This window comes from Kineococcus deserti, assembly GCF_050871945.1.
Classification (GTDB): Bacteria; Actinomycetota; Actinomycetes; order Actinomycetales; family Kineococcaceae; genus Kineococcus.
Genome location: NZ_JBJLSI010000005.1, coordinates 167595 through 191441 on the forward strand (window position 1 = coordinate 167595; position 23847 = coordinate 191441).

The window sequence follows — 23847 nt, forward strand, 5'->3', positions numbered from 1 at the left end:
CCGCCCGTGGTCTGCTACCGGGAGGTCCAGCTGCGGGCCGTTCGCCGTCCGACCGAGGAGCGTCGACGCCGCCCGTGGACATCGCCGAGAGCTTCCGTGCCGCCTGGGTCTTCGAGGCCGGCTGGCACGGCGACGAGCTGCTGCCCACCGCGCTGGCCCGGGCCGCCGCCCGGGTGCTGGCGGTGGACGCCGCCGGCCTCAGCCTCATGGAGGACGCGCACCGCGTCCCGGTGGGGGCCAGCTCCGCCGAGGCCGCCGAGGCCGAGCGCTGGCAGTTCACCCTCGGTGAGGGACCCTGCTTCGCCTCCGTCCAGGACAGCGAGGTCGTCGTGGCGGACGACCCGACCCTGCACCGGCGGTGGGAGGCCCTGCGGGAGCAGCTGCACCGCACCAGCCCGTTCCGCTGCGTCGTGGCTGTCCCCCTCGTCGTCCGCGACCGCCCGATCGGTGCCCTCGACCTGTACTTCACCGGTCCCGCGCCCGGTGCCGGGTTCGACCCGGCCGCGGCCCAGGCGGTGGCCGCCCTCATCACGGCCTCGCTGCTGGGCGCCGAGCGGGGCGCCTGGGAGGACGGGCGCGAGCCGGAGTGGATCAGCACGGGGAGCGCGCGGCGACGGCACGACGTGTGGATCGCCCTCGGGATGGTCAACACCGCCCTGAGCCTGAGCACCCCCGACTCCCTGGCGCTGCTGCGCGCCCGGGCCTACGCCAACGAGCAGACCGTCGACGACCTCGCCGCCGACATCGTCTCGGGCCGCCTGCCGGCCCAGTCCCTGCCGGCACCGGAGGACGCCGACCTCGCCGCGGCCAGCTTGTTCGGCTCGTTCCTGCGACGGACGCACCTGAGCCGGCCCAGCGACCTGCCCGACATCGTCGTCGAGGAGGCGTGGCGCGGTCTGGGGGCCACCGAGGTGGTCATGTCGCTGGTCAACCACGAGTTCACGGCCCTCGTGCCGGTCCCCACCCGGCGCTCGCCGTCCCGGCCGCCGCAGCCGCTGGACGGGTCCATGGCCGGGCGGGCGTTCACCACCACCACCAGCGTCTTCGCCGACGCCGAGCCGGTGGCGCACCAGTCCATGCGGCGGATGTGGGTCCCGGTGCTCGACGGCACCGACCGGCTGGGCGTGCTGGAGATGACCCTGCCCGCTCCGAACGGTTTCCTCGATGCCGACCGCGTGGCCGTGTGCGAGCGGTACGCCCACCTCGTGGCGCAGACGGTGGTGTCGAAGTCGATGTACAGCGACCTCTTCGACCAGGTCCAGCGCACCCGGACGCCGTCGGTGGGCAGCCAGCTCATGCGGGCGATGCTGCCCCCGCTGGTGTACGCCACCGACGGCCTGGTGATCTCGGCGATGCTGGAGCCGGCGTACGACAACGGCGGCGACGCGTTCGACTACGCCGACAACGGCGACACCCTGCACCTGGCGATCTTCGACGGCATGGGGCACGGGCTGGCGGCCTCGACCGTCACCGCGGTGGCGCTGGCCGCCTACCGTCACGCCCGTTCGACCGGACTGGACCTGCCGGCCACCTACGCGGCCATGGACCGGGCGGTCCTGGACATGTTCTCCGGGGAGCGGCACGTCACCGCGGTCGTGGCCGAGCTGGACACGTCCACCGGACGGTTGTCCTGGGTGAGCGCCGGCCACCCTCCGCCCCTGCTGGTGCGGGACGCGAAGGTGGTCAAGGCGCTGACCGCGCCCGCGTCCTTCCCGCTGGGCTGGGACGTCGAGGGCGTGGGCACGGTGACCACCGAGGCCCTCGAGCCGGGGGACGCCGTGCTGCTCTACACCGACGGTCTCATCGAGACCCGGCTGCCGGAGCGCCCCCTGCTGGGGGTGGAGGGCCTGGCCCGGTTCCTCGAGAACGAGTCGGCCGCCGGCCGCCCGGCGCCCGAGACGCTGCGGCGCATGCGCCGCGCGGTCCTCGAGCACCAGGACGGCGTGCTGCAGGACGACGCCACCGCCCTGCTGGTCGAGTGGCGCCGCGGCACCGAGGAGCTGCTGCTGCCCGAGACGGTGCGCTGAGCGCCGGTCAGTCCCGCGACTGCCGCGCCAGCTCGGTGAGCACGCTGCGCTCGAGCGCGACGGCCGCGTCCTCCTCGAGTTCGACGAACCGGACGACGGCCTCGCCGGAGGCCTCGTCGATGCGCAGGACCTCGCCGCGGGCGTGGACCTCCAGGCCGTCCCCGAGCTCGAGGGCGATCTCGACGTCGGCGTGCTCGGGCACGTCGGTGGCGCCTTCGACGCGCATGCCGTCGCGGGAGTAGTCGACGGTGCGCAGGTCGGCGACGCCCTCGGGAGTCGTGAGGTGCACCGGCAGGGAGCCGGGGACGCGGACGGCGGCGCGGCGGGTCTCCGAGGCCAGCAGCATGACCCCCGTGAGGGCCAGTTCGTCGTCGCGGTGGGCCTGGGCGACGGCCTGGAAGACGGCGTGCGGGGTGACCTCGTCGCCGTCACCGGCGTCGGTGCTGACCCACACGCGCTGCCCGTCGAGCTCCTCGACGACCTGGGGGGTGGCCGCGACGTGGCTGGTCACCACGAGTCCGGCCGCGCCGGCCGTCCAGGACCGCACGGTCCCGGTGTGCCAGGCCGTGCCGTGGCCGTTCGTGGTGGGCATGAGCGTCACCGTGGTGTCGACCGCGGGACCTTCGGTCATGAGCAGGCCGCCCTGCGCGCCGTCCATCAGTTTCCCCCTGTACGTGCAATTGTGTGATCGCCTGAACACGCTACGTCACATCTTGGGGCGTCTCCAGGCGAACGGTGCAGGTCGTGCGGTCCTCACGACCACGCGCAGTCACATCCGTCACTCGGTGCGCAGGGGCCCCACGTCCGGTGGTGGCGGAGGGTTCTCCTCCACGCCGCCCGCAGCAACTCCTCCAGGTGGTCGCTGGTCGACCGCGCCAGGTCGACCGCGGTGACGCCCCCGGTGCGCACCTCGACCCCGGTGGCCGAGATCCGGGCGATCCACGGACCGCCCACCCGCCGGTACTCCAGCCACCCCTCCTCCTGCAGTTCGACGACCTCCGGCAGGGTGAGGGCCAGGGCCCGCAGGTCCGGCCGGGCCGGGGAGGAGGCAGGGCCCTCGACGACGAGCTCGTAGCCGGCCGGGGTCTGCAGGCGCAGGGTCCAGTCCCCGGAGGGCTGCCGCTGCGGTTCCTCGTGCACGACCACCCCGGCGGCCAGGGCGGCGGCCAGCACCCCGGGCACGTCGTCCACCTCGAACTGCCAGGACAGACCCGGCGGCGGCACGGTCACGTCCGCGTCCACCCGGCGCAGGCCGAAGAGCGCCCGGTCCCGTTCGAGGGCGACGAAGTCGTCGTCGCGGTGTTGCACGTGGAACGTCAGCCTCTCGTAGAACGCCGTCTCGGCGTCCAGGTCGTGCACCGGCAGGACTGGGAGCGCGCGCAGGAACTCCATCGGGTTAGCGTCCTCCTGTGTTGTCCGTCCCCGCTCTGATCTCCGGACGTCGTCGGCAGGGCTCCACCGCCGATCCGGTGGTCCGCGCCTACCTCAACGAGCAGCTCGCCGCCGCGACGGGCCTGGGTGAGCAGCTGCGCCGGGCTGCGAGCCTGGAGGTGCTGGTCGCCGAGCGGACGACGCTGCTGCGCGTGCGGCGGGAGGTCGCCGCGGACCGGGCCGCGCTGCGGGCGGCGATGCGCCGGCTGGGCGCGAACACCGACTGGGCCGTCGTCGGCGTCAGCTGGCTGTCGGCGTACGCCAGCCGGGTCACCCCGCTGCTGCACCGGCTGCCCGTGGTGGACCGCGTCGCCGGGGCCCTGCCCGCGGCCCACCCGAACCGGGAGGCGGTCGTGGAGGCGTTGCTCGTGCTGGAGGACGTCCTCGGCGGCCTGCACCGGCGGGCCGTGGCCGCCCGGCTCCTGGGCGAGCTCGTCGCGCGCGAAGCCGCCCAGGGCCACGGCGAGTGGACGAGCGGGGTGCGGAGCCTGGCCGACCGCGCCCAGGTCCAGCTGGAGGACGTCGAGGCCGCGCACCGCCGCTGCGCCCGGCCGCTGCTGGAGCGTTAGTCCCGCGCCTTCGCGGTCCTGCGGTCGTTGGCCTTGCGGATGGCCTCGACGAGCTCGGCCTTGGTCATCGACGACCGCCCGTGGACGTCGAGGTCCCGGGCGATCTCCATCAGGTGCTCCTTGGTGGCGTGCTCGTCGACGCCGCCGGAGGAGCGGCGGTCGGTGTCGGCGCCGCCCTCGGACTGCGGGTCCGACGGGCCCTTCCGGCCGCCCTCCTTGGGCTGCCAGTGGTCGCCCACCTTCTCGTGGGTGTGCTTGACCGCTCCCCAGGCGACGCGGTTGGCGCGCTGCTCGTCGCCGTCGTAGGTCTCGGCGGCGGAGTCGTGGGCCTTGGCGAACGTCTCCTTGGCCTTCTGGTCCGACCGCTGCAACGTGCTGGGCAGCTCGTCCTCGATCGGCTTGCCGGACTTGGTGGTCTTGGGCATCGGGCGCTCCTCTCGACGCCCTCGACGCTAGGCCCGTCCGGCCGGTGCCACATCCCGGGAACCCCGCAGCGAGCGCCACACCACGAGCGCCGCGACCGCGGTCAGCAGCATCCCGGCGACGGCGGTGGCGTCCAGCCCGCGGGTGAAGGCCTCGCGCGCCGAGGCGAGCAGTTCCTGCCCGTCGGGTCGCGCCGCCGAGACCTCGACGGCGGCCCCCAGCGTCTCGCGGGCGGCCTCGGCGCCGGCGGGCACCTGGACCTGGTGGCGGTAGACGGCGTTGAGGACGCTGCCCAGCACCGTCGTGCCGAGCACCGCCCCGACCTCGTAGGCCGTCTCGGAGATGGCCGACGCGGCGCCGGCGCGGTGCGCGGGGGCGGCCGACAGGATGGCGTCGTTCGTCAGGGTCTCGGCCAGCCCGGCGCCCATCGACAGCACGACGAAGGCGATCGCGAGCTGCAGCGCGGCCCCGTCGGCCTCGCCCGAGCCCAGGAAGGCCATGACGGTGTACCCCGCGGTCCCCAGCAGCAGACCGGTCGGGATGAGCACGCCGAGGCGGACGGTGCGGGCCAGCCGTGCGGCGAGCAGGCCCGCGCCGAAGGTCACCACGGCCCCGGGCAGCAGGAGCAGCCCGGCCGTCAGCGGGCGCAGGCCCAGGACCAGCTGCAGGTACTGCGAGACGGCGAACAGCATCCCCGTCATCCCGCAGATGCTCATGAGGTTGGCCAGCACCGAGGAGCGGAACACCGGCAGCCGGAACAGGTCGACGTCGAGCAGCGGGTGCGCCAACTGCAGCTGCCGCCGGACGAACACGACCCCGAGCACCACGCCGGCGGCGAAGACGGCGACGGCGGTGGTCGCGACGCCGTGCTCGGCGAGGGCCTTGATGCCGTAGACCAGTCCCGTCAGCGCCAGGATCGAGACCGCGACGCTGACCAGGTCGAGCTTGCCCTGCGGTTCGGCGGAGCGGTGCTCGCGCACCACGACCGGGGCCAGCACCAGCAGCGCCACCATGAACGGCACGTTGAGCAGGAAGACCGAACCCCACCGGAAGTGCTCGAGCAGCCACCCACCGACGATCGGCCCGAGCGCGCCCCCGGCGGCGAACCCGCCGGCCCACACCGCGAACGCCGTCCGGCGCTGCTCGCGGTCGGTGAAGGTGCTGCGCAGCAACGACAACGTCGACGGCATGAGGGTCGCGCCGAAGACGCCGAGGGCCACCCGCGCGGCGATGAGGGCCGTCGCCGAGTCGGCGAAGGCGGCGAGGAAGGACACGACGCCGAACCCGGCCGCGCCGAGGAGCAGCAGCTTGCGCGCGCCGTACCGGTCGCCCAGCGTGCCCATGGTCACCAGCAGCCCGGCGATGGCCAGGGAGTAGCCGTCGACGATCCACAGCAGCTGGGTCCCGGTGGGGGAGACGGCCTCGCTGATCGCCGGCAGCGCGAAGCTCAGCACGGTCATGTCGATGGAGATCAGCAGGACCGGCAGCACGAGCACGGCCAGGGCCGCCCACTGGCGGCGGGTCGGGCGGGTGGTGGCGGGCTGCTGTGCGGACAGCGTCATGGTCTCGTTCCTCGTCGAGGGCCCGGGACGGCCCAGCAGTGACTCCCGACAACTGTACCGTCCGGACGGTACAGTTGGCGAGTGGTTAGCCTTCCGCGGTGACCCGAGACCCCGCCGCGACGCGTGACCGCCTCGTCGACGCCTTCGCCGGCCTCGTCGTCAGCACGGGCGCGCGCTCGGCGACCCTGGAAGCCGTCGCCGCCCGGGCCGGGGTGTCCAAGGGCGGGCTGCTCTACCACTTCGCCTCCAAGGAGCTGCTCGTCGAGGGCCTGCTGCAGCGGCTGGACGCCCTGGCCACCGAGGACCTCGAGCAGATGCGCACGGCCCCGGAGGGTCCCGCGGAGTACTACGTGCGGACGTCGGCGACCGAGGCGTTCGCGCCGTCCGGCTCGGCCCTGGACCTGCTGTCGACCTCCCTCATCGCCACCCTGCGGCTGGCCCAGGAGGGCGATCCGCGGGCGGCGGCGGCCTACGCGGCCGTCAACGACTCCTGGCGCGGTCTCATCGAGGTCCAGCTCGGCGGGGACCGGTCGCTGGCCCGCATCGTCCAGCTCATCGGCGACGGGTTGTGGGGGTCGGCGTCGATGGGCTTCCCGGTGAACGACCTGGACGAGATCCTCGCCCAGGTCCGTGCGCTGGTGGGCGGCTCGGGGCCCGGCTCCCGCACCGCCGCACCGGGCTGAGCCACCCGATCGGCCTCTCGCGCGGCCCCGGCGCGACGCCGACACCTCCTGGAGCAGGTCCACGAGGACGCTCCGGGAAGGGGGTGGGCGGTGACGCTGGAACAGTCGGTGCCGGCGACGGTCCGGTCGCTCGACGGCTTCCCCGAGGCCACCTGGTCCGTCGCCGCCGACGGCCTGCTCGTCGGCTGGAACCGCGCCGCCGAGCACCTCTTCGGCCGCCTGTCCGCGGACGTGGTGGGCCGACGGCTGCCGGAGGTCCTCGGCGCCGTCCCGGCGGCGGGTCCCGTCGAGCTGCCCGGCGCCTCCGGCCGGCCGGTGCGCGGCTCGGTCGTGTCGTGGGACGAGGCTGGCGTGCGGCACTGCACGCTGCGGACGGCTCCGACCGGTGCGGCCGGGGAGAGCGCCGTCGTGGGCCGGCGACTGCTGGAGGGCCTGCTCGAGCACGTCAGCGACGCGATCGTCACGATCGACGCGGACGGGGTCGTGCTCTGGCTCAACCGGGGCGCCGAGACGATGTACGGCGTCCGGGCCGTCGACCTGGTCGGCCGTCACGTCAGTGGCCTCACGCGGTTCGACGACGCCGAGGGCTACCTGTCCGCCATGCGGGCCACGCTCGAGGCGGGTGAGGTGTGGGGCGGTGTCGAGGTCGAGGTGACCACCCACGCCGGCCGCTCGGTCCACGTCGACAGCGCCGCCACCGCGCTGCGCGACGCGCGCGGCGGCTACGTGGGCGCCGTCCTCGTCAGCCGGGACGTCAGACCCGTCCGCGAGCTCGAGCAGTCGCTGCGAGCGGCCACGCGTGCGTTGCGCGACCGCGCCGCGCAGGCGGCCAAGGCCACCCACCGCGACGCCCTCACCGGCGTCGCGGCCCGCAGCCTGCTGCAGGAACGGCTGGCCGCGGCGCTGACGGCGTCCGCCGACACCGAGGAACCGGTGTGCGTCCTGGCCGCCGACCTCGACGGTTTCCGCGCCGTCAACGACTCCTACGGCCTGCCGACCGGGGACGCCGTGCTCATCGCCTTCGCCGCGCACCTGCGCTCGGCGCTGCCGCCGGGCGCCACCGCCGGCCGCCTCGGTGCCGACGAGTTCGCCGTGGTCCTGCCGGGCGCCGGCGAGCAGGAGGCGCACCGCATCGCCCGGCTCCTGCGGGGCTGGACCCCGCCGAGCCCGCTGCCCACGCGGGGGCGACGCGCCGCCGACCCCGACGTCGGCGTCACCGTCGCGGTGGTGCGGGCGACGGCGCAGGAGTGCCGCTCGCCGTTCGACACGGGCGTGCGCTCGGTGCTGCGGCGCGCCGAGGACGCCCTCACCGAGGGCAAGCGCTCCTAGCGCGCACCCGGCGCCGACTGCTGGACGAGTTCGGCGCGCGCCTCGTCCGCGGCCACCAGTTCGGCGTAGCGGCCCCCGGCGGCCAGCAGGTCGTCGTGGGTTCCGCGTTCGACGATCCGGCCGTGGTCCAGGACCACGATCTGGTCGGCGCCGCGGACGGTCGAGAGCCGGTGGGCGATGGTGATGGTGGTGCGGCCGCTGGACAGTTCGGCCAGCGCCCCGGCCATCGCCCGCTCGGTGCGGGTGTCCAGCGCCGAGGTGGCCTCGTCCAGCAGCAGCACGGGCGGGTTGCGCAGCACGGTGCGCGCGAGCGCGATCCGCTGCTTCTCGCCGCCGGAGAACCGGTACCCGCGTTCGCCGACGACGGTGTCGTACCCCTGGGGCAGGGCGCTCAGCGCGTCGTCGATCTGCGCGATGCGCGCGGCCCGGCGGATCTCCTCGTCGGTGGCGTCGGGTTCGGCGAACCGCAGGTTCTCGGCCACCGAGGCGTGCAGCAGGAACGTCTCCTGGGTGACGACGCCGACGGCGTCGGACAGCGACCGGGCCGTGACGTCCCGCACGTCGACGCCGTCGAGGAGCACCGCCCCGGAGTCGACGTCGTACAACCGGGCCAGCAGGTACCCCAGCGTCGTCTTGCCCGACCCCGTCGCGCCGACGACGGCCAGCGAGGTGCCCGCGGGGACGTCCAGGTCGACGCCGGCCAGGGTGGGTTCGTCCGCGCCGGGGTAGGAGAACGACACGTCGCGGAACTGCACGTGGCCGCGGACGGCGGGCAGTTCCACGGCGCCGGGCTTCTCGGCGACCTCGACGGGGGTGTCGAGGTACTCGAAGACCCGGGCGAACAGCGCCATCGAGGCGTGCAACCGCACGACGATGCGCAGCAGCGCCCCCAGCGGCCGGAACAGCTGCCCCTGCAGGGTGACCAGCGCGACGAGGGTGCCGATGCTCAGGGCCGTGCCCGTGCCCCGGATCCAGCCGCCCAGCAGGTACGTCAGCGCCGGGACGGCGGCCATCGTCAGCGTGATGAGCGACCACTGCCAGCGGCCGGCCATCTCCGAGCCCACCTCCAGCCGCGCGACGTCGTCGGACTGGGCGGTGAAGCGGTCGACGACCTCGGGGGTGCGGCCGGTGGTGCGGGTCAGCAGGATCCCCGAGATCGACAGGGTCTCCTCCACGGTGGCCGACATCTCGGCCAGCTGCCGCTGCCGCTGGGCCGTGATGCGCCGCCGCAGCCGGCCGACCCGGCGGTTCAGCCACACGGAGAACGGCAGCACGCAGAACGAGAACACCGCCAGCCGCCAGTCCAGCGCGAGCATCGCCACGACCGTGACGACGACGGTGGCGAGGTTCTGCACGAGCTCGGCGCCCGTGCTGGTGACGACGGTCTGCATGGCGCCGACGTCGTTGGCGATGCGGGACTGCACCTCCCCGGTGCGGGTCCGGGCGAAGAACCCCAGCGACATGCGCTGCAGGTGCCGGTAGAGCGAGACGCGCAGGCCGTGCATGACGGACTGCCCCACGCGGGTGGTCAGCAGGCCCTGGACGACGTCGAGCGCGGTGCTGACCGCGACGATCCCGACGAGCCCGGCCGCCAGCCACGCCAGCAGGCGCAGGTCGCCGTCCGGCAGGGCGGTGTCGACGACCTCGCGGATGAGGAAGGGGGAGGCCACCCCGGCGAGCGCCGAGGCGACGATGAGCAGACCCACCACGGCGAGGGTCCGCACGTGCGGCCGGAACAGCCGCAGGACACGGGAGAGCTCCGCCTCCCGGGCGGGAGCGTGGTCCAGGTCGCCCCTGCCGGGGCGGAAGGGGTCGCGGTTGGGGTCGCCGCGCAAGCGCACCTCCGAAGATCGTGTGGTCACCTCACATTGAGGTTACCTCAGGATCAGCTAGGCTGCCAGCGTGGACGACCTGGACGGTGAGCTCTTCGAGACGCTGCGCTCGCTGCAGTGGCGGTTGCGCCGGCGCAGCCACGGCGACGTCGACGACCTCGGCATCACCCCCGCCCAGGGCCGGGTGCTGCGCGTCGTCGGCCGCTGCGAGAGCGCGCCCCGGATGGGCGAGGTCGCCGAGCGCCTGCACATCGCCCCCCGGTCCCTGACCGACCTCGTCGACCCCCTCGAGCAGGCGCAGCTGCTGCGCCGCACCCCCGACCCGACGAACCGGCGCTCGCTCCAGCTCGTGCTGACCCCCGCCGGCCGCGCCGTGCTGGACGAGCTCGCCCGCCGGTCGCGGCAGAGCGCCGCCGACGCCTTCGCCGTCCTGGACACCGCCGACCGCCGCCGGCTGCTGGACCTGCTGCACCGCGTCGAGGAGGCGCTGGGCGAACCGCACGACCGGCCGTGGCCCACGCGCGGGGGCCACTAGAGTCGTCACTCAGCGCAACTGCCGGGGGGAGGAGGACCGTGCCCGACACTCCTCGCGCGCGGCTCGACCTGGCCCTGGAGGCGGCCGGGCTCGCCACCTTCGAGTACGACCTCCTCGACGGCACGTTCACCTCCGACGCCCGGCTCGACGCGTTGTTCGGCCATCCGCCGGACACCTCCGCGACCGGGTTCCAGGGCCGGCTGGCCGAGCTCGTCTCGGCCGAGGACCTGGTCCGCTTCCGCACGGCCGTGACCGACGCCATCGCCGGCGGGGGCGGTTTCCGCCTGGAGTTCCGCGTCCGGGCGGCGGCGGGGGCGCAGCCGCGCTGGATCGGCATCCGCGGCCGGGTGCTGTCCCGCGACGGCGTCCCGCGGCGCCTGCTGGGGGTGGTCCACGACGCCACGCGCGAGCACCTGGTGGACCTGTCCAGCGCGCTGGAGTCCCTGCCCGCCGCCTACTACGCCCTGGACCCCGACGGCAGCCTGCGCGACCTCAACGCCGAGGCCGAGCGGCTGTCCGGGCGGTCGCGCGCCGAGCTGCTCGGCCGCCGCTGGGGCGAGGTGTTCGCCGCCGGCTCGCCCGTCGAGGGCGTGCTCGCCGACGTCGGGCGCACCGGCCGGGCCGCGACGGTCGAACTGGAGCACCCCGACCCGCTGGGCCTGTGGTGCGAACTGCGGGCCTGGCCCGACGGCGAGGGCACCAGCGTCCTGCTGCTGCCCACGGCCGCGCGCCGGGCCGCGGAGGAGGCCGCCGCCCGCGCCACCACCCGGGTGCAGGTCCTGGCCCGCGCCGGCGAGCACCTGGCGGGGACCCTCGACGGGGAGACGGCGGTCGCCCGCCTGTCCGGCATCCTCGTGCCGGCACTGGGGGACTGGTGCCTGGTCACCGTCGTCGACGAGCACGGGACCCTGCGCGACGTCGGCTGGCAGCACGCCGACCCCGCCCGCCAGGAGCTGCTGGGCACCTACGCCGCGACCCGCATGCGCACGATCCTGGGCCGCCACCCCGGCGGGTCCTCCTACATGAAGCAGGCGATCCGCAGCGGCGGGCCCGTCGTGCTGCCCGAACCGGCCGCCCAGGCCTTCGCCGAGGTGCTCGGCCCCGGGGCCGCCGCGGACATGGTCCGGGACCTGGACCCCGAGTTCGCCGTCGTGCTGCCCATGCGGGCCCGCTCGCGCACCGTCGGCCTGGTCACGCTGGCCCGCGACCGCGGCCGCCGGCGGTTCGACGCCGAGGACCTGGCGACCGTGTCCGGGGTGGCCGAACGCGCGGCGCTCGCCCTCGACAACGCCCGGCTCTACGGCCAGCAGCAGAAGATCGCCGAGGGGCTGCAGCGCGACCTGCTGACCCCGCCCGCGCAGTCGCCGCACTGGCAGACCGCCGTGCGCTACCGGCCGGCCGCGCAGGCGGCCCAGGTCGGCGGCGACTGGTACGACGCGTTCCACCAGCCCGACGGCTCGACGATGCTCGTCATCGGCGACGTCGTGGGGCACGACATCGGCGCGGCCGCGGCCATGGGCCAGCTGCGCAACCTCCTGCGCGGTGTCTCCTTCGCCGCCCCCGACGGGCCGGCCGGGCTGCTGGCCCGGCTGGACGCGGCGATCGTCGGTCTCGGCCTGCCGGCGATGGCCACGGCCCTGGTGGGCCGGCTGGAGCCCCAGCCCGACGGCGTGTTCCTGGAGTTCTCCAGCGCCGGTCACCCCAGCCCGGTGATGCTGCGCGAGGGCGGGATCGTGGTGCCGCTCGTCGTGGCCGAGCGTGGGGCCGACGGGCGCGAGGGCCCGGACCTGCTGCTGGGCGTCGACGCCACGACGCAGCGCCACGACGGTGAACTGCTGCTGCGCTCCGGCGACACCGTCCTGCTGCACACCGACGGCCTCGTCGAGCGCCGCGACCAGAGCCTGGACGTCGGCACCGCCCGGTTGCTCGAGGCTGTCGCCCGGCACGCCGACCTGGGACTGGAGGAGCTGTGCGACGCCCTCCTCGACGACCTGCTGCCCGAGCACCCCGAGGACGACGTCGCGCTCGTCGCCGTCCGGATCGCCTAGTCCAGGCCGCGCGTCAGGACGCGACAGCGCGTGCGGTGCAGGTAGGTGGTGCCGTCGGCTCGCTCGGCCGTCCACGAACTCGTCCGGACCCCACCGCGCCGGTAGCCGAGCCGTTCGTACAGCGCCAGCGCCCGCGGGTTGTCCACCTCGACCTCGAGGTACGCCTCGCGGTTCCCCCGGTTCCGCACCCGCTGCTCCAGCGCCCCCACGAGCGCGGTGCCCAGACCCTGCGACCGGTGGTCCGGGTGGACGACCAGCTGGAACAGCGCGCCGCGCCCCGGCGTCGCCCGGTGGTCCACGGCCCCGACCGCCCGCACGAGCCCGTCCCCGCCGTCGGTCACGACACCGGCCAGGTAGTCGACCTCCCCGCGGGCGGCCCGCTCCAGCTCGGCGGCCACGGACCGCAGGTGCGTCGGCGACCCCGCCCACCCCAGCGCGGGCAGGTCGTCGGCCCGCAGGTCCCGGAACTCCACCGCGCCCACGGGCCGAACGCTAGCCCTCTCCCGTGATCAAGCACTCCCGTGATCAGGCACGGCCGCCGGGGACCCGAGCAGCAGCGCCAGGTGCAGCGCCAGCCGGTCGCGGCCGTCGTCGAGGTCGTACCCGCTGACCGCCGACACCCGGCGCAGCCGGTGGTACAGCGTCTGCCGGTGGATCGACAGCGCCGCGGCCGTGCGCTGGGCGCTGCCGGCCAGGTCCAGGTACGTGCGCGCCGTCAGCGCCAGCTCAGGATCGGCCAGCACCCTGCGCGCCCGTTCGTCCACGACGGCACCGGCCAGCGCCGGGGCGTCGGCGAGGGCGTGCAGCCGCAGCGCTCCCAGCCGTTCCCACTCGCGCACCCCCGGCCCGCCGGAGCGCAGTGCCGCGTCGGCCTGCTGCCAGCCCGTGTGCGCGGCGCCGGCGGGCACGGTTCCCGACACCCCCGCCGCGATGCCCGCGGGGTGCTGCGGCACCAGCGCGGCCGCGGCCCGCTCGGCGACGTCGAGACCGCGCAACGGCGCCGGGACGACGAGCGCGGCCCGGTGCCCGACGACCGCCGACAGCACCGCCCGCGGCAGCAGCCAGCCGTTGACGACCCCGGTCGGCCCGCCGTCGACGGGGCCCAGGGCGACCACGGTCACCGTCGGGGTCAGCAGACCGTCGCGCCGCAGTTCCTCGACGGCGCGGGCGCGGGAGCCGGCGTCGGTGGACAGCAGCTCGCCGACCGCCCACGTCGTCCGGTCGGCCGCGCGGGCGCGGGTGGCCAGGTGGGCGGCGACGAGGTCGAGGGCGTCGTGGACGCGGTCGAGGTGCTCGGGTCGCACCCGCTCGTGCGGGTCGAGCAGCCACAGGTACCCGTAGGTCACACCGCGCCAGCGCACCGGCAGGCACCACCGCGCCAGCCGGCCGGTCGCGGGGTCGCCGGGGATGCGCAGCGGTCCGGTCGCACGGGCGATGCCGAACCCGGCGAACAGCTGCTGGACGACGGGGTCGGACCGCCGGCGCAGGATCGAGCGGCGCCGCACCTCGTCGATCTCCGCGATGTCGTCGTCGTGGCCGGAGGAGGCCACGAGCAGCAGGTCGCGGTCCTCCAGCGTCGCCGGTGCCCCCGTGAGCTCGGCGACGGTGTCGACGAGGTCCTGCAGCTGGTCGGCGGGGTTCACCGGCCCATCATCCACCTGGATGATGGCCGGGCCCCGACGTGTGACCATCGTCAGTGGCCTCCCGGACGTACGGGGGCCTAGCGTCGGGGTGTGTTCGGACAACTCCTCCTCGGTGTCGCCGGCAACGGCGGCGTCCGCCGGCTCGTCACCGGCAGCAGCGTCAGCCGCCCCGTCGTCGCGCGCTTCGTCGCCGGTGACGACGTCGCCGCCGCGACCGCCGCCACGCGCGACCTGGCCCGCGACGGCATCGCCGTCACCCTCGACCGGCTCGGGGAGGACGTCACCGCCCCCGACCAGGCCGACGAGACCGTGGCCGGCTACCGCGACCTCGTCGAGCGCCTCGCGGCCGAGGGACTGGCCGAGGGCAACGAGGTCTCGATCAAGCTCTCCGCCCTCGGGCAGGGCCTGGGGCCGGACGGCCCGGCGCGGGCCACCGACCGCGCGCACGCGCTCGTCGGGCACGCGTACTCCCGCGGTGTCGACGTCACGGTCGACATGGAGGACCACACCCGCGTCGAGGACACCCTGGAGACCGTCCGCACCCTGCGCGCGGACTTCCCCCGCACCGGCTGCGTCCTGCAGTCGATGTTGCGCCGCACCGAGGGCGACGTCCGCGACCTGGCCCGCCCCGGGTCGCGCGTCCGCCTGGTCAAGGGCGCCTACAACGAACCGCCCGAGGTCGCCCACCCCGCCAAGGCCGACGTCGACAAGGCCTACGTCCGGGCGCTGCGGACCCTGCTCGACGGCGGCGCGCACGCCATGGTCGCCACCCACGACCTGCGCATCGTGAAGCTCGCCGAGGAACTGCTGGCCGCCGGGCCGGCGGGTTCGGCGGAGTTCCAGATGCTCTACGGCATCCGCTCGCCCGAGCAGCAGCGCCTCGCGAAGCACCACGCGATGCGGGTCTACGTGCCCTACGGCACCGACTGGTACGGCTACTTCTCCCGGCGCCTGGCCGAACGGCCCGCGAACCTCGCCTTCTTCGCCCGTTCCCTCGTCGCCGGCTGACCGGAAGGAAACGACGTGCAATCCGTGACCGACGTCCCCGCCCCGCGGAACGAACCCGTCCACACCTACGCCCCGGGAACTCCCGAGCGCAAGATGCTGCTCGACGCCCTCGCCGACCACGTCGCGAACCCCGTCGAACTCACCCAGACCATCGCGGGGCAACCCGTCTTCGGCGGGGGACAGAAGGTCGACGTCGTCCAGCCGCACCAGCACTCCAGCGTCCTGGGAACCTTCGGCACCGCCACCCGCGACCAGGCCCGCGCCGCCGCCGACGCGGCCCTCGCAGCCCGCCCGGCGTGGGCCGCCATGGACTACGACGACCGCGCCGCGGTGTTCCTGCGCGCAGCCGACCTGCTGGCCGGTCCGTGGCGGGAGAAGATCGCCGCCGCGACGATGCTGGGGCAGTCGAAGACCGCGCAGCAGGCCGAGATCGACGCGCCGTGCGAACTGGTCGACTTCTGGCGCTGGAACGTCGCGTTCGGCCGGCGGATCCTCGCCGAGCAGCCCGTGTCGAGCCCGGGCGTGTGGAACCGCCTCGACCACCGCCCGCTCGAGGGTTTCGTCTACGCCGTCACTCCGTTCAACTTCACCGCCATCGCCGGGAACCTGCCGACGGCTCCGGCGCTGATGGGGAACACCGTCGTGTGGAAACCCGCTCCGACGCAGACGCTCTCGGCGTGGTGGACGCTGAAGCTGCTCGAGGCGGCCGGGTTGCCACCGGGAGTGATCAACCTGCTGACCGGTGACGGGAAGGAGGTCTCCGAGGTCCTGCTGGCCGACCCGCACCTGGCCGGCATCCACTTCACCGGGTCCACCGCGACGTTCCAGCACCTGTGGCGGACCGTGGGTGAGAACATCGCGAACTACCGCACCTATCCGCGGCTGGTCGGCGAGACCGGCGGCAAGGACTTCGTGCTCGCGCACCCGAGCGCCGACCCGCGGGTCCTGGCCACCGCGCTGACCCTCGGCGCGTTCGAGTACCAGGGCCAGAAGTGCTCCGCGGCCTCCCGCGCGTTCGTGCCGAGGTCGGTGTGGAACGTCGTGGGCGAGGAGTTCCTCGGCACCGTCGACTCCCTGACGTACGGCGACGTGTCCGACCTGTCGAACTTCGGCGGCGCCGTCATCGACGCCCGCAGCTACGCGAAGAACGTCGCGGCGATCGACCGCGCGAAGGCGACCGACGGCCTCACCGTCGCGGCCGGTGGGACCTACGACGACTCCGAGGGCTTCTTCGTCCGCCCGACCGTGGTCCTGGGCCAGGACCCGACCGACGACGCGTTCTGCACCGAGTACTTCGGGCCCTTCCTGGCCGTGCACGTCTACGACGACGCGAAACCCGGCGCGTGGGCCGAGGTCCTGCGTGCGGTGGACGAGGGGTCGCCCTACGGCCTGACCGGGTCCGTCGTGGCGACCGACCGCGCGGCCGTGGCCGAGGCGTCGGCGGCGCTGCGGTTCGCGGCGGGGAACTTCTACGTCAACGACAAGCCGACGGGTGCCGTCGTGGGGCAGCAACCCTTCGGCGGGTCGCGCGCCTCGGGCACCAACGACAAGGCCGGCTCGATCCTGAACCTGCAGCGCTGGACCAGCCCGCGGGCGGTCAAGGAGACGTTCGTGCCGCCCACCAGCCACCTGTACCCGCACATGCGCTGACGCGTTCTGGACGTTCCGAGGTGTCGGTCCGGCCGGACGAGGGTAGACCGGAGTCATGAGCCATCCGACGGGGTCCACGCGGACCGACGACCTGAGCGTGCAGCACGGGCCCGGGCCCGTCGCCTCCCCGGGCCCGAAGCGCACCGACGAGAGCGTCGGCCAGCTGGTGAGCCAGCTGACCGAGCAGATGTCCCGCCTGGTCCGCGACGAGGTCCAGCTGGCCAAGATCGACCTCACGGAGAAGGGCAAGAAGGCCGGCATCGGCCTGGGCATGTTCACCGGCGCGGGGCTGATGGCCTTCTTCGGCGTCGGCGCGCTGGTGACGACCGCGATCCTGGCGCTGTCGCACGCCGTCAGCGGCTGGCTGGCCGCGCTCATCGTCGCGGTCGTGCTGTTCGCGATCGCCGCCGTGCTGGGTCTGATCGGCAAGAAGGAGGTCCAGCAGGCCACCCCGCCGGTGCCGCAGGCCGCCGTCGACGGCATCAAGCAGGACGTCCAGGCCGTCAAGGAGGGATTCCACCGATGAGCACCCCGACGAACGGAACCCCCACCGACCGCGACGCGCTCGAGCGGGACATCCAGCGCACGCGCGACAACCTCGCCGCGACCGCGGACGCCCTGGCCGCCAAGGCCGACGTCAAGGGCCAGGCCCAGGCCAGGGTCGAGGACCTCAAGGCCACGGCGCAGCACAAGGTCGAGGACGTGCGGAACCAGGCCAACGCCAAGGTCCACGACGTCAGCGCGAGCGCGCCGGGCAGCCCCACGCAGCAGACCGGCGTCCTCGTCGGCGTCGTGGTGGTCGCGACGGCGCTGGCGATCTGGCTCGTCGTCCGCAAGCGCTGAGCGCCTGTCGTCGCCGGGATGGTCCACCGGCCGGCCCGCTGGCGCCCTCGGCCGTCGTCGTGCGCGGAGCTCACGAGGTCCTGGCCCGGGGACTGATCCACAGCCCGCCTGTGGACGGTGTGGACAGCCTGTGGACAGAAGTGCTTGATCACCACGGGAACCGTTGCGGGTCAGGCACTTCCGTCATCACGCAGTTGGGGACAACTCCTTGCGCACCAGCGGCGCCACCTCGGTGCCCAGCAGCTCGACGGCCTTCAGCACGTCGGCGTGCGGCATCGTGCCGGCCGACAGGTGCAGCATGAAGCGGTCCAGGCCCAGGTGCTGGTGCTGGAAGAGGATCTTCTCGGCCACCTCCTCCGGCGAGCCCACCAGCAGCGCCCCGCGGCGGCTGCGGGCCGCCTCGTAGCTGGTGTGCGAGAAGTAGCCCCAGCCGCGCTCGTGGCCCAGCCCGTTCATGACGGCCTGGTAGGGCCGGAAGTGCACGTCGGTGGCCTGCCGGGTCGTGGGGGCCACGAACCCGTGCGAGTGCGTCGCCACCTTCAGGACCGACTCGTCGTGCCCGGCACGGCGGCCGGCCTCGCGGTACAGCTGCACCAGCGGCGCGAACTGCTCGGGCATCCCGCCGATGATGGCCAGGGCCAGCGGCAGCCCGAGGGTGCCGGCCCGCACGACCGACTGCGGGTTGCCGCCGACGGCGATCCACACCGGCAGCGGGTCCTGCACGGGCCGCGGGTAGACGCCGAGGCCGGCGATCGGCGCGCGGTGCTTGCCGCCGCCCCAGGTGACCGAGTCGACCGAGGAGCGGATCTGCAGCAGCAGGTCCAGCTTCTCGGCGAACAGCTCGTCGTAGGCGTCCAGGTCGTAGCCGAACAGCGGGAACGACTCGATGAACGAGCCGCGGCCGGCCATGATCTCGGCGCGTCCGCCGGACAGGCCGTCGAGCGTGGCGAACTGCTGGAACACGCGGACCGGATCGTCGGAGCTGAGCACCGTCACGGCGCTGGACAGCCGGATCCGCGAGGTCCGGGTGGCCGCGGCGGCCAGCACGACGGCCGGGGCGGACGCGGCGTAGTCCGGGCGGTGGTGCTCGCCCAGACCGTAGACGTCGAGCCCGACCTGGTCGGCGAGCTCGATCTCCTCGACGACCTCGCGCAGCCGCTGCGCGTGCGGGATCGTCTGCCGGGTCTCCGGGTCCGGCGTCGTCTCCGCGAACGCGCTGATGCCGATCTCCACGACTGCCCCCTGCTGCTCCGCCGACAAGTGCTTGAATCCTCAACGATACGGGACGAGCGTACCCGGTTCCCGGCGCATCCGGCCACAGCCGCAGCGGACCGGACGTCAGGATGTCCCTCGTGAGCGCTCGGGACGACCTGCTGAGCATCGGCACCGTGGCCGCACGCGCCGGGCTGTCCGTGCCCGCGCTGCGCTACTACGAGGAGCGCGGCCTGCTCACCCCCGTCCGCGACGGCGGTGGCCGGCGCCGCTTCCCCCGCCACGTGCTGCGCCGGCTGGCCGTCATCGCCGCCGGTCAGCGCGTCGGGCTGTCCCTGGCCGACATCGGGGAGGCGCTGCGGACGTTGCCCGCCGACCGCGCCCCCTCGGCCCGGGAGTGGGCCCGCGTCGGGGAGGTCTGGCAACGGCTGCTCGACGCCCGGATCCGCGAGCTGCAGGCCCTGCGCACGTCGCTGGACGGCTGCATCGGCTGCGGCTGCCTGTCCCTCAGCCGCTGCACGCTGTTCAACCCGCACGACACCGCGGCCGGCGAGGGCAGCGGATCGCGGTGGCTGCGCAACGCCGGACACGGGGGGCTGAACGGCGACGACGCGCCGTCGCCGTAGATCACGGATAGATTTCGACCGTGGTCGCGAGTCTCCCGTTCGGTGTCGCCGCGGAGCTCCGTGCCGCCTACGAGGCCGTCGACTGGGCCGCCACCCCGCTGGGGGAGCCGGCGCGCTGGCCGCGGTCCCTGCGCCGGGCCCTCGAGTTCGCCCTCGAGACCCGCTTCGCGGTCCTGATCTGCTGGGGACCGGAACTGGGGATGGTCTACAACCAGGCCTACGCCGACATGATCGAGGGCAAGCACCCGGACGCACTGGGCCGGCCCGTCCGCGAGGTCTTCCCCGAGGCCTGGAGCGAGATCGGGCCCCTGTTCGAGGCCGCGCTCACCGGCGAGGCCACCTGGTCGGTCGACATGCCCCTGCTGCTCGACCGCCGGGGCTTCCCCGAGGAGGGCTTCTACACCTTCTCCTACTCCCCGCTGCGCGACGACGAGGGCCGCATCGTCGGGATCATGGACATCGCCACCGAGACGACGCGCCAGGTCCAGGACCACCGCCGGCTGGAACTGCTGTCGCGGCTGGGGGACCTCGCCACCGAGCTGCAGGCCCCCGACGAGCTCGCCCGCAAGGCGCTGGACGTGCTGAGCACGGCCGTGTTCGACCTGCCGGAGGTCGACCTGCAACTGCCCGGCGGCCCGGTGCGCCTGCCACCGCCGCCGACGGTGCTGCGGCCGCGTCAGGTCCTGGTCCGGGAGGACGCCGACGGCGGCCCGCTGGCGTGGGTGCTCATCCCCGCCGCCCTCGGCGGGGTGTCCCCCGGTGTCCTGGCCGCCCGGCTGAGCACCGTGATCGGCGTCGACGCCGACTACCGCGACTTCCTGCGCCTCGTCGCCGCCACCGTCGGCGACGCGCTGTCGGCCGCCGCCTCCTACGAGGCCGAACGCCGCCGCGCCGACCTGCAGCAGTGGCAGGCCCAGCGCCTGGCCGGCCTGGTCGCCGTCGCGCAGGCCCTGTCCGACGCCGACGAGGAGTCGGCCGTCCTGCAGGTCCTGGGTCGCGGAGCGGCGGCCCTGCTGTCGGCCGACGGCATCGTGCTCGGTCTCCTCGAGGACCGCAGCCTGCAGATCCTCGGCGACCCCGCCGACCCCGCGGCGGGCGCCCTGGCCGGCGCCCTGACCGGAACTCCCGTCGTCGACGGGGACGACCGCACCACCGCGGCCTGGCCGTTGCGCTCGGCCGACCGCGTCGTCGGCGCCATCGGCCTGTCCTGGCGCACCCGCCGGGAGATCAGCTCCGAGGACGCCGACCTGCTCACCGCGCTGGCCGCCTCCACGACGCAGGCCGTGCAGCAGGTGCGCGCCCTGCGCGCCGAACGGCAGTCCGCGGCGGCCGTGCGCAGCCTCGCCGAGACCCTGCAGCGCAGCCTGCTGACCTCCGCCCCGCAGCCGGAGCACCTCGAGATCGCGGTCCGCTACCTCCCCGCCGCCGAGCACGCCCAGGTCGGCGGCGACTGGCACGACGCCTTCCTCACCGCCTCGGGCACCGCCTGCCTGGTCATCGGTGACGTCACCGGCCACGACCAGGACGCCGCCGCCGCGATGGGCCAGGTGCGCAACCTGCTGCGCGGCATCGGGTACTCCCTGGAGGTCTCCCCGGCGTCGGCGCTCGCGGCCCTCGACCGGGCCATGCGGGACCTGGGCGTGGGGGCGCTGGCGACCAGCGTCCTGGCCACCGTCGAACCGCTCGAGGGCTCGGCGACGTGGCGGTTGCGCTGGTCCAACGCCGGGCACCCGCCGCCGCTGGTCATCTCCCCGGACGGATCGGTGGAACTGCTGAGGACGGCCCCCGACCTGCTGCTGGGCCTGGAGGCGGACTTCGTGCGCGCCGACCACGTCCACGGGCTGCCGCCGGGGGCGACGGTCCTGCTGTACACCGACGGCCTGATCGAACGCCGCGGTGCCTCCATCGACGACGGGCTGGAGTGGCTGGCGCGGACGGCGGCCGGCGGCGCCGGGATGGCGCCGGGGGACATCTGCGACCAGGTGCTGCAGCTGGTCGAGGGTCACGCCGAGGACGACGTCGCCGTCCTGGCGGTGCGGGTGCGCGAAGAACCCCGCCTCGTGGTTCCCTTCCCCTCCTGACCCCTGCGCCGGCCCGGGGCGTAGCCGCCGTCCGCCAGCCCTGCCCAGCGTTCGAAGACGTTGTGCTGCGGGCGGTTGCGGGTCACCAGCGCGTTCAGGCCGTACAGGGCCAGGAACGGCACCGTCCCCAGGAGCGCGTACTGGTCGGCGTGCTTGACCTCGTGCCGCCGCCGGTCCGCACCGCCCAGGTCGCCGTACAGCCAGACGTTCCCGACGGTCGTCCCACCGCGGCCGAAACTGCCGCGGGGCATGCCGGAGCACTCGACGAAGAGGTCGCTGCCGAGGGTGGTGGTGGCGCCGTGCGCCCGGGCCCAGGCCAGCGCGAGAACGCTGACGGGCAGGTTCCGCCAGGCGCGGTAGACGATCCAGGCGGTGCGTCGGTCCACGGGACCGACGGTACTTCTCCAGAGAGCGGACGACGAGACTCGAACTCGCGACCCTCACCTTGGCAAGGTGATGCGCTACCAACTGCGCTACGTCCGCAACGTGCGTGGCCGACTCTACACGCCCACCAGACCCAGGGCGTAATCGCCCCACCACTGCCCCGCAACCGGTTCCCCGGGCCGGCACGCACCGTCGGACTCACCGGGAGCCTTGACCCACAACCAGGCGTCGACGAGTTCCTCACCGGTCAGCGTCGAGGGCACGTGCCCGAGAGTGCGTCCGGGCGGGTTGCACCAGCTGGTTCCACCGTCGTCCCCGGGCAGCGGGCCGGAGCCGTTGCGGCTGGTGTCGACGACGAAGTGCGCCCCACCGGTCAGCGCCGACAGCCTGCGGCCGTAGGCGACGCTGGCCGCACTCGACTGGAAGTTCGAGACGTTGAGGGAGAAACCCGCCGCCCGGTCCAGGCCGGAGGCGCGCAGGGCCGCGGCCAGCGCGTCGAGGTCGGCCACCCAGCCGGCGTGCCCGGCGTCGACGTAGACGTGGGTTCCCGCCCCGGCGGTCAGGACCTCGACGGCCCGCGCGAGCAGCGCGTACCGCGCCGGGGAACTGCCCGCGCACCCGGTGACGGTGTGGGCCAGGGCGTCCGGTTCCAGCACGACGACCGCCGGCCGGTCTCCGATGCCCGCGGCCAGCTCGCTCACCCAGGCCAGGTAGGCGTCGTCGTCACCCGCCCCACCCGCCGAGTGCTGACCGCAGTCGCGGCCGGGCACGGCGTAGGCGACGAGGACGGGCAACTGCCCGGCGGTCGCGGCGGCGCTCGTCAGTGCCTCGGCGCGGGCCCGCGGCGGGCCGCCCGTGAACCAGGTGGCGGTCGGCGCCTCGGCCAGCGGGCGCAGCGCCTCGGCCAGCGCGGTCTGCCCCGACGTCTCGTACACGGCCAGCTGCTGCCGGGCCAGGGTGTCCGGGGACGCGTACAGCGGTCGGACCCCCAGCCGGGACGTCGGTTCTCCCACGCTCGCTCCCGTGCACGTCAGCGCCACGACGAGACCGCCGACCACCCCGAGCAGACCCGCCCGACGCACGCCACCTCCCGCGGTTCCCGTCCCGACCTCTCCGGAGGACCAGGGAACCCGGTCCGGCCGGTCGCGACGACCCGGGGTGGAGGCGCAGGAGCCACCCGGGTGACGTGGACGACCCGCCCGGCGCAACGGGACGGGGTGCGGGCGTCAGCGCTCCGGTGGTGGACCGGCGGTGGATCGACGCGGGAGCGGACCTCGGCAGAGGTGCCGGGAACCGGTGGTGGGCGATACTGGGATCGAACCAGTGACCTCTTCCGTGTCAGGGAAGCGCGCTACCGCTGCGCCAATCGCCCGGGCCCCCTCGCGGGGGAGTTCATGCTCTCACACCCCGCGGGTGCCTCGGTCGGCGGTCGCCAGGACCCGCTGCGCGAACGCGACCGCCCGGTCCCGCAACGCCTCCCGGCGCTGGGAGATGCTCAGCCCCGGGTCGGGTTTCAGCGTCGGCGTGGCCCGCAGCACGCGGACGTTGTCGGCGCAGGCCAGGTCGCTGCAGACGTACGTGCCGACGGTGTTCAGCTTGCGGCCGGACTCGCCCGCGCGGGCGGCGACGAACAGCGCCACCTCGCCCGGGGCGCGGGTCGTGCGGCACAGGTCGCACATCGCGGTGGTCCGCACGCCCTTGCCGGGGGTCACCCGCAGCGCCAGGCCGACGACGGCCTCACCCATCGGGACCAGCAGCCAGCCGCGTTCGGGAGCCTTGGGGTCGCGCCAGCCGACGACCTCGTGCACGGGGTCGCTGGTGTGCACCCACTCGGGCACGCGCATCCGGTGCGCCTCGCCCCGCGAGCAGTTCGTCATCGTCGAGCGGATGGCCTCGTCGGTCAGGTGACCGGGGTCGATCCCCCGCACGGTTGTCGTCGACACGTCGTCTCCTCCAGCGGC

Annotated in this window: 23 protein-coding genes and 2 tRNA genes; 12 read left to right on the forward strand and 13 right to left on the reverse strand. The window is 74.5% G+C overall.

Annotated elements, in window-relative coordinates:
• Positions 1–74: 74 nt before the first annotated feature.
• The gene (locus ACRYR2_RS06290) at positions 75–2027 is read left to right on the forward strand and encodes a GAF domain-containing SpoIIE family protein phosphatase (protein ID WP_432561974.1); all 1953 of its coding nucleotides are present in this window, start codon (positions 75–77) and stop codon (positions 2025–2027) included.
• Positions 2028–2034: 7 nt separating this feature from the next.
• On the opposite strand, the gene ACRYR2_RS06295 is transcribed toward ACRYR2_RS06290, so the two are convergent.
• Positions 2035–2685, reverse strand: coding sequence for a PilZ domain-containing protein (locus tag ACRYR2_RS06295; RefSeq protein WP_432561975.1), 651 nt, complete (start codon positions 2683–2685; stop codon positions 2035–2037).
• A gap of 95 nt (positions 2686–2780) precedes the next feature.
• Complete coding sequence (locus tag ACRYR2_RS06300; RefSeq protein ID WP_432561976.1) at positions 2781–3419, reverse strand: VOC family protein; 639 nt, start codon at positions 3417–3419, stop codon at positions 2781–2783.
• A 17-nt stretch (positions 3420–3436) separates the two neighbouring features.
• Between ACRYR2_RS06300 and ACRYR2_RS06305 the strand changes: the two genes are divergently transcribed.
• Positions 3437–4027: a hypothetical protein gene (locus ACRYR2_RS06305; RefSeq protein WP_432561977.1), complete on the forward strand. Its 591-nt coding sequence runs from the start codon at positions 3437–3439 to the stop codon at positions 4025–4027.
• Here the strand turns inward: ACRYR2_RS06305 and ACRYR2_RS06310 are convergent.
• On the reverse strand, positions 4024–4452 hold the full coding sequence (locus ACRYR2_RS06310; RefSeq protein WP_432561978.1) for a ChaB family protein: 429 nt from the start codon (positions 4450–4452) through the stop codon (positions 4024–4026). The two genes, ACRYR2_RS06305 and ACRYR2_RS06310, sit on opposite strands and share 4 nt — an antisense overlap.
• A 27-nt stretch (positions 4453–4479) precedes the next feature.
• Positions 4480–6012 (reverse strand): MFS transporter, encoded by a 1533-nt coding sequence (locus ACRYR2_RS06315; protein ID WP_432561979.1) that lies wholly within the window; start codon positions 6010–6012, stop codon positions 4480–4482.
• A 98-nt stretch (positions 6013–6110) separates the two neighbouring features.
• On the opposite strand from ACRYR2_RS06315, the gene ACRYR2_RS06320 reads away from it, so the two are divergent.
• Complete coding sequence (locus tag ACRYR2_RS06320; RefSeq protein ID WP_432561980.1) at positions 6111–6695, forward strand: TetR/AcrR family transcriptional regulator; 585 nt, start codon at positions 6111–6113, stop codon at positions 6693–6695.
• A gap of 90 nt (positions 6696–6785) precedes the next feature.
• Complete coding sequence (locus ACRYR2_RS06325; RefSeq protein ID WP_432561981.1) at positions 6786–8024, forward strand: sensor domain-containing diguanylate cyclase; 1239 nt, start codon at positions 6786–6788, stop codon at positions 8022–8024.
• Here the strand turns inward: ACRYR2_RS06325 and ACRYR2_RS06330 are convergent.
• Positions 8021–9811, reverse strand: coding sequence for an ABC transporter ATP-binding protein (locus tag ACRYR2_RS06330; RefSeq protein ID WP_432562015.1), 1791 nt, complete (start codon positions 9809–9811; stop codon positions 8021–8023). The genes ACRYR2_RS06325 and ACRYR2_RS06330 overlap by 4 nt on opposite strands.
• 115 nt (positions 9812–9926) lie before the next feature.
• On the opposite strand from ACRYR2_RS06330, the gene ACRYR2_RS06335 reads away from it, so the two are divergent.
• Together ACRYR2_RS06335 and ACRYR2_RS06340 are read left to right on the forward strand one after the other, a co-directional pair.
• Positions 9927–10391: a MarR family winged helix-turn-helix transcriptional regulator gene (locus ACRYR2_RS06335; protein ID WP_432561982.1), complete on the forward strand. Its 465-nt coding sequence runs from the start codon at positions 9927–9929 to the stop codon at positions 10389–10391.
• Between the two features lie 38 nt (positions 10392–10429).
• Positions 10430–12439 carry a SpoIIE family protein phosphatase gene (locus tag ACRYR2_RS06340; protein WP_432561983.1) on the forward strand — a complete coding sequence of 670 codons (2010 nt, stop codon included), beginning with the start codon at positions 10430–10432 and terminating at the stop codon, positions 12437–12439.
• Here the strand turns inward: ACRYR2_RS06340 and ACRYR2_RS06345 are convergent.
• Positions 12436–12921 (reverse strand): GNAT family N-acetyltransferase, encoded by a 486-nt coding sequence (locus tag ACRYR2_RS06345; RefSeq protein WP_432561984.1) that lies wholly within the window; start codon positions 12919–12921, stop codon positions 12436–12438. The two genes, ACRYR2_RS06340 and ACRYR2_RS06345, sit on opposite strands and share 4 nt — an antisense overlap.
• Positions 12922–12948: 27 nt before the next feature.
• Positions 12949–14082: a PucR family transcriptional regulator gene (locus ACRYR2_RS06350; protein WP_432561985.1), complete on the reverse strand. Its 1134-nt coding sequence runs from the start codon at positions 14080–14082 to the stop codon at positions 12949–12951.
• Between the two features lie 90 nt (positions 14083–14172).
• Between ACRYR2_RS06350 and ACRYR2_RS06355 the strand changes: the two genes are divergently transcribed.
• From ACRYR2_RS06355 to ACRYR2_RS06370, 4 genes are read left to right on the forward strand one after another with little or no spacing between them, the layout of a single operon-like run.
• Positions 14173–15090, forward strand: coding sequence for a proline dehydrogenase family protein (locus tag ACRYR2_RS06355; RefSeq protein ID WP_432561986.1), 918 nt, complete (start codon positions 14173–14175; stop codon positions 15088–15090).
• A gap of 15 nt (positions 15091–15105) precedes the next feature.
• Positions 15106–16740, forward strand: coding sequence for an L-glutamate gamma-semialdehyde dehydrogenase (pruA, locus tag ACRYR2_RS06360; RefSeq protein WP_432561987.1), 1635 nt, complete (start codon positions 15106–15108; stop codon positions 16738–16740).
• 55 nt (positions 16741–16795) lie between these two features.
• Positions 16796–17266 (forward strand): phage holin family protein, encoded by a 471-nt coding sequence (locus ACRYR2_RS06365; RefSeq protein ID WP_432561988.1) that lies wholly within the window; start codon positions 16796–16798, stop codon positions 17264–17266.
• Positions 17263–17583: a DUF3618 domain-containing protein gene (locus ACRYR2_RS06370; RefSeq protein WP_432561989.1), complete on the forward strand. Its 321-nt coding sequence runs from the start codon at positions 17263–17265 to the stop codon at positions 17581–17583. Before ACRYR2_RS06365 ends, ACRYR2_RS06370 begins: the two co-directional genes overlap by 4 nt.
• A 186-nt stretch (positions 17584–17769) precedes the next feature.
• Here ACRYR2_RS06370 and ACRYR2_RS06375 read toward each other — a convergent pair whose 3' ends face one another.
• Positions 17770–18816 (reverse strand): LLM class flavin-dependent oxidoreductase, encoded by a 1047-nt coding sequence (locus tag ACRYR2_RS06375; RefSeq protein WP_432561990.1) that lies wholly within the window; start codon positions 18814–18816, stop codon positions 17770–17772.
• Positions 18817–18926: 110 nt separating this feature from the next.
• On the opposite strand from ACRYR2_RS06375, the gene soxR reads away from it, so the two are divergent.
• Together soxR and ACRYR2_RS06385 are read left to right on the forward strand one after the other, a co-directional pair.
• The gene (gene soxR / locus ACRYR2_RS06380; RefSeq protein ID WP_432561991.1) at positions 18927–19421 is read left to right on the forward strand and encodes a redox-sensitive transcriptional activator SoxR; all 495 of its coding nucleotides are present in this window, start codon (positions 18927–18929) and stop codon (positions 19419–19421) included.
• Positions 19422–19441: 20 nt separating this feature from the next.
• Positions 19442–21502: a SpoIIE family protein phosphatase gene (locus ACRYR2_RS06385; protein ID WP_432561992.1), complete on the forward strand. Its 2061-nt coding sequence runs from the start codon at positions 19442–19444 to the stop codon at positions 21500–21502.
• Here the strand turns inward: ACRYR2_RS06385 and ACRYR2_RS06390 are convergent.
• From ACRYR2_RS06390 to ACRYR2_RS06410, 5 genes are all read right to left on the reverse strand, one after another.
• A complete protein-coding gene (locus ACRYR2_RS06390) occupies positions 21424–21888 on the reverse strand; it encodes a hypothetical protein (protein WP_432561993.1) in 465 nt (154 codons plus the stop codon). The genes ACRYR2_RS06385 and ACRYR2_RS06390 overlap by 79 nt on opposite strands.
• Before the next feature lie 24 nt (positions 21889–21912).
• A tRNA-Gly gene (locus ACRYR2_RS06395) sits at positions 21913–21985 on the reverse strand.
• 17 nt (positions 21986–22002) lie between these two features.
• The gene (locus ACRYR2_RS06400; RefSeq protein WP_432561994.1) at positions 22003–22968 is read right to left on the reverse strand and encodes a glycoside hydrolase family 6 protein; all 966 of its coding nucleotides are present in this window, start codon (positions 22966–22968) and stop codon (positions 22003–22005) included.
• A 215-nt stretch (positions 22969–23183) separates the two neighbouring features.
• Positions 23184–23258 (reverse strand) — tRNA-Val (locus ACRYR2_RS06405).
• A gap of 28 nt (positions 23259–23286) precedes the next feature.
• The gene (locus tag ACRYR2_RS06410) at positions 23287–23829 is read right to left on the reverse strand and encodes an FBP domain-containing protein (protein ID WP_432561995.1); all 543 of its coding nucleotides are present in this window, start codon (positions 23827–23829) and stop codon (positions 23287–23289) included.
• Positions 23830–23847: the final 18 nt, after the last annotated feature.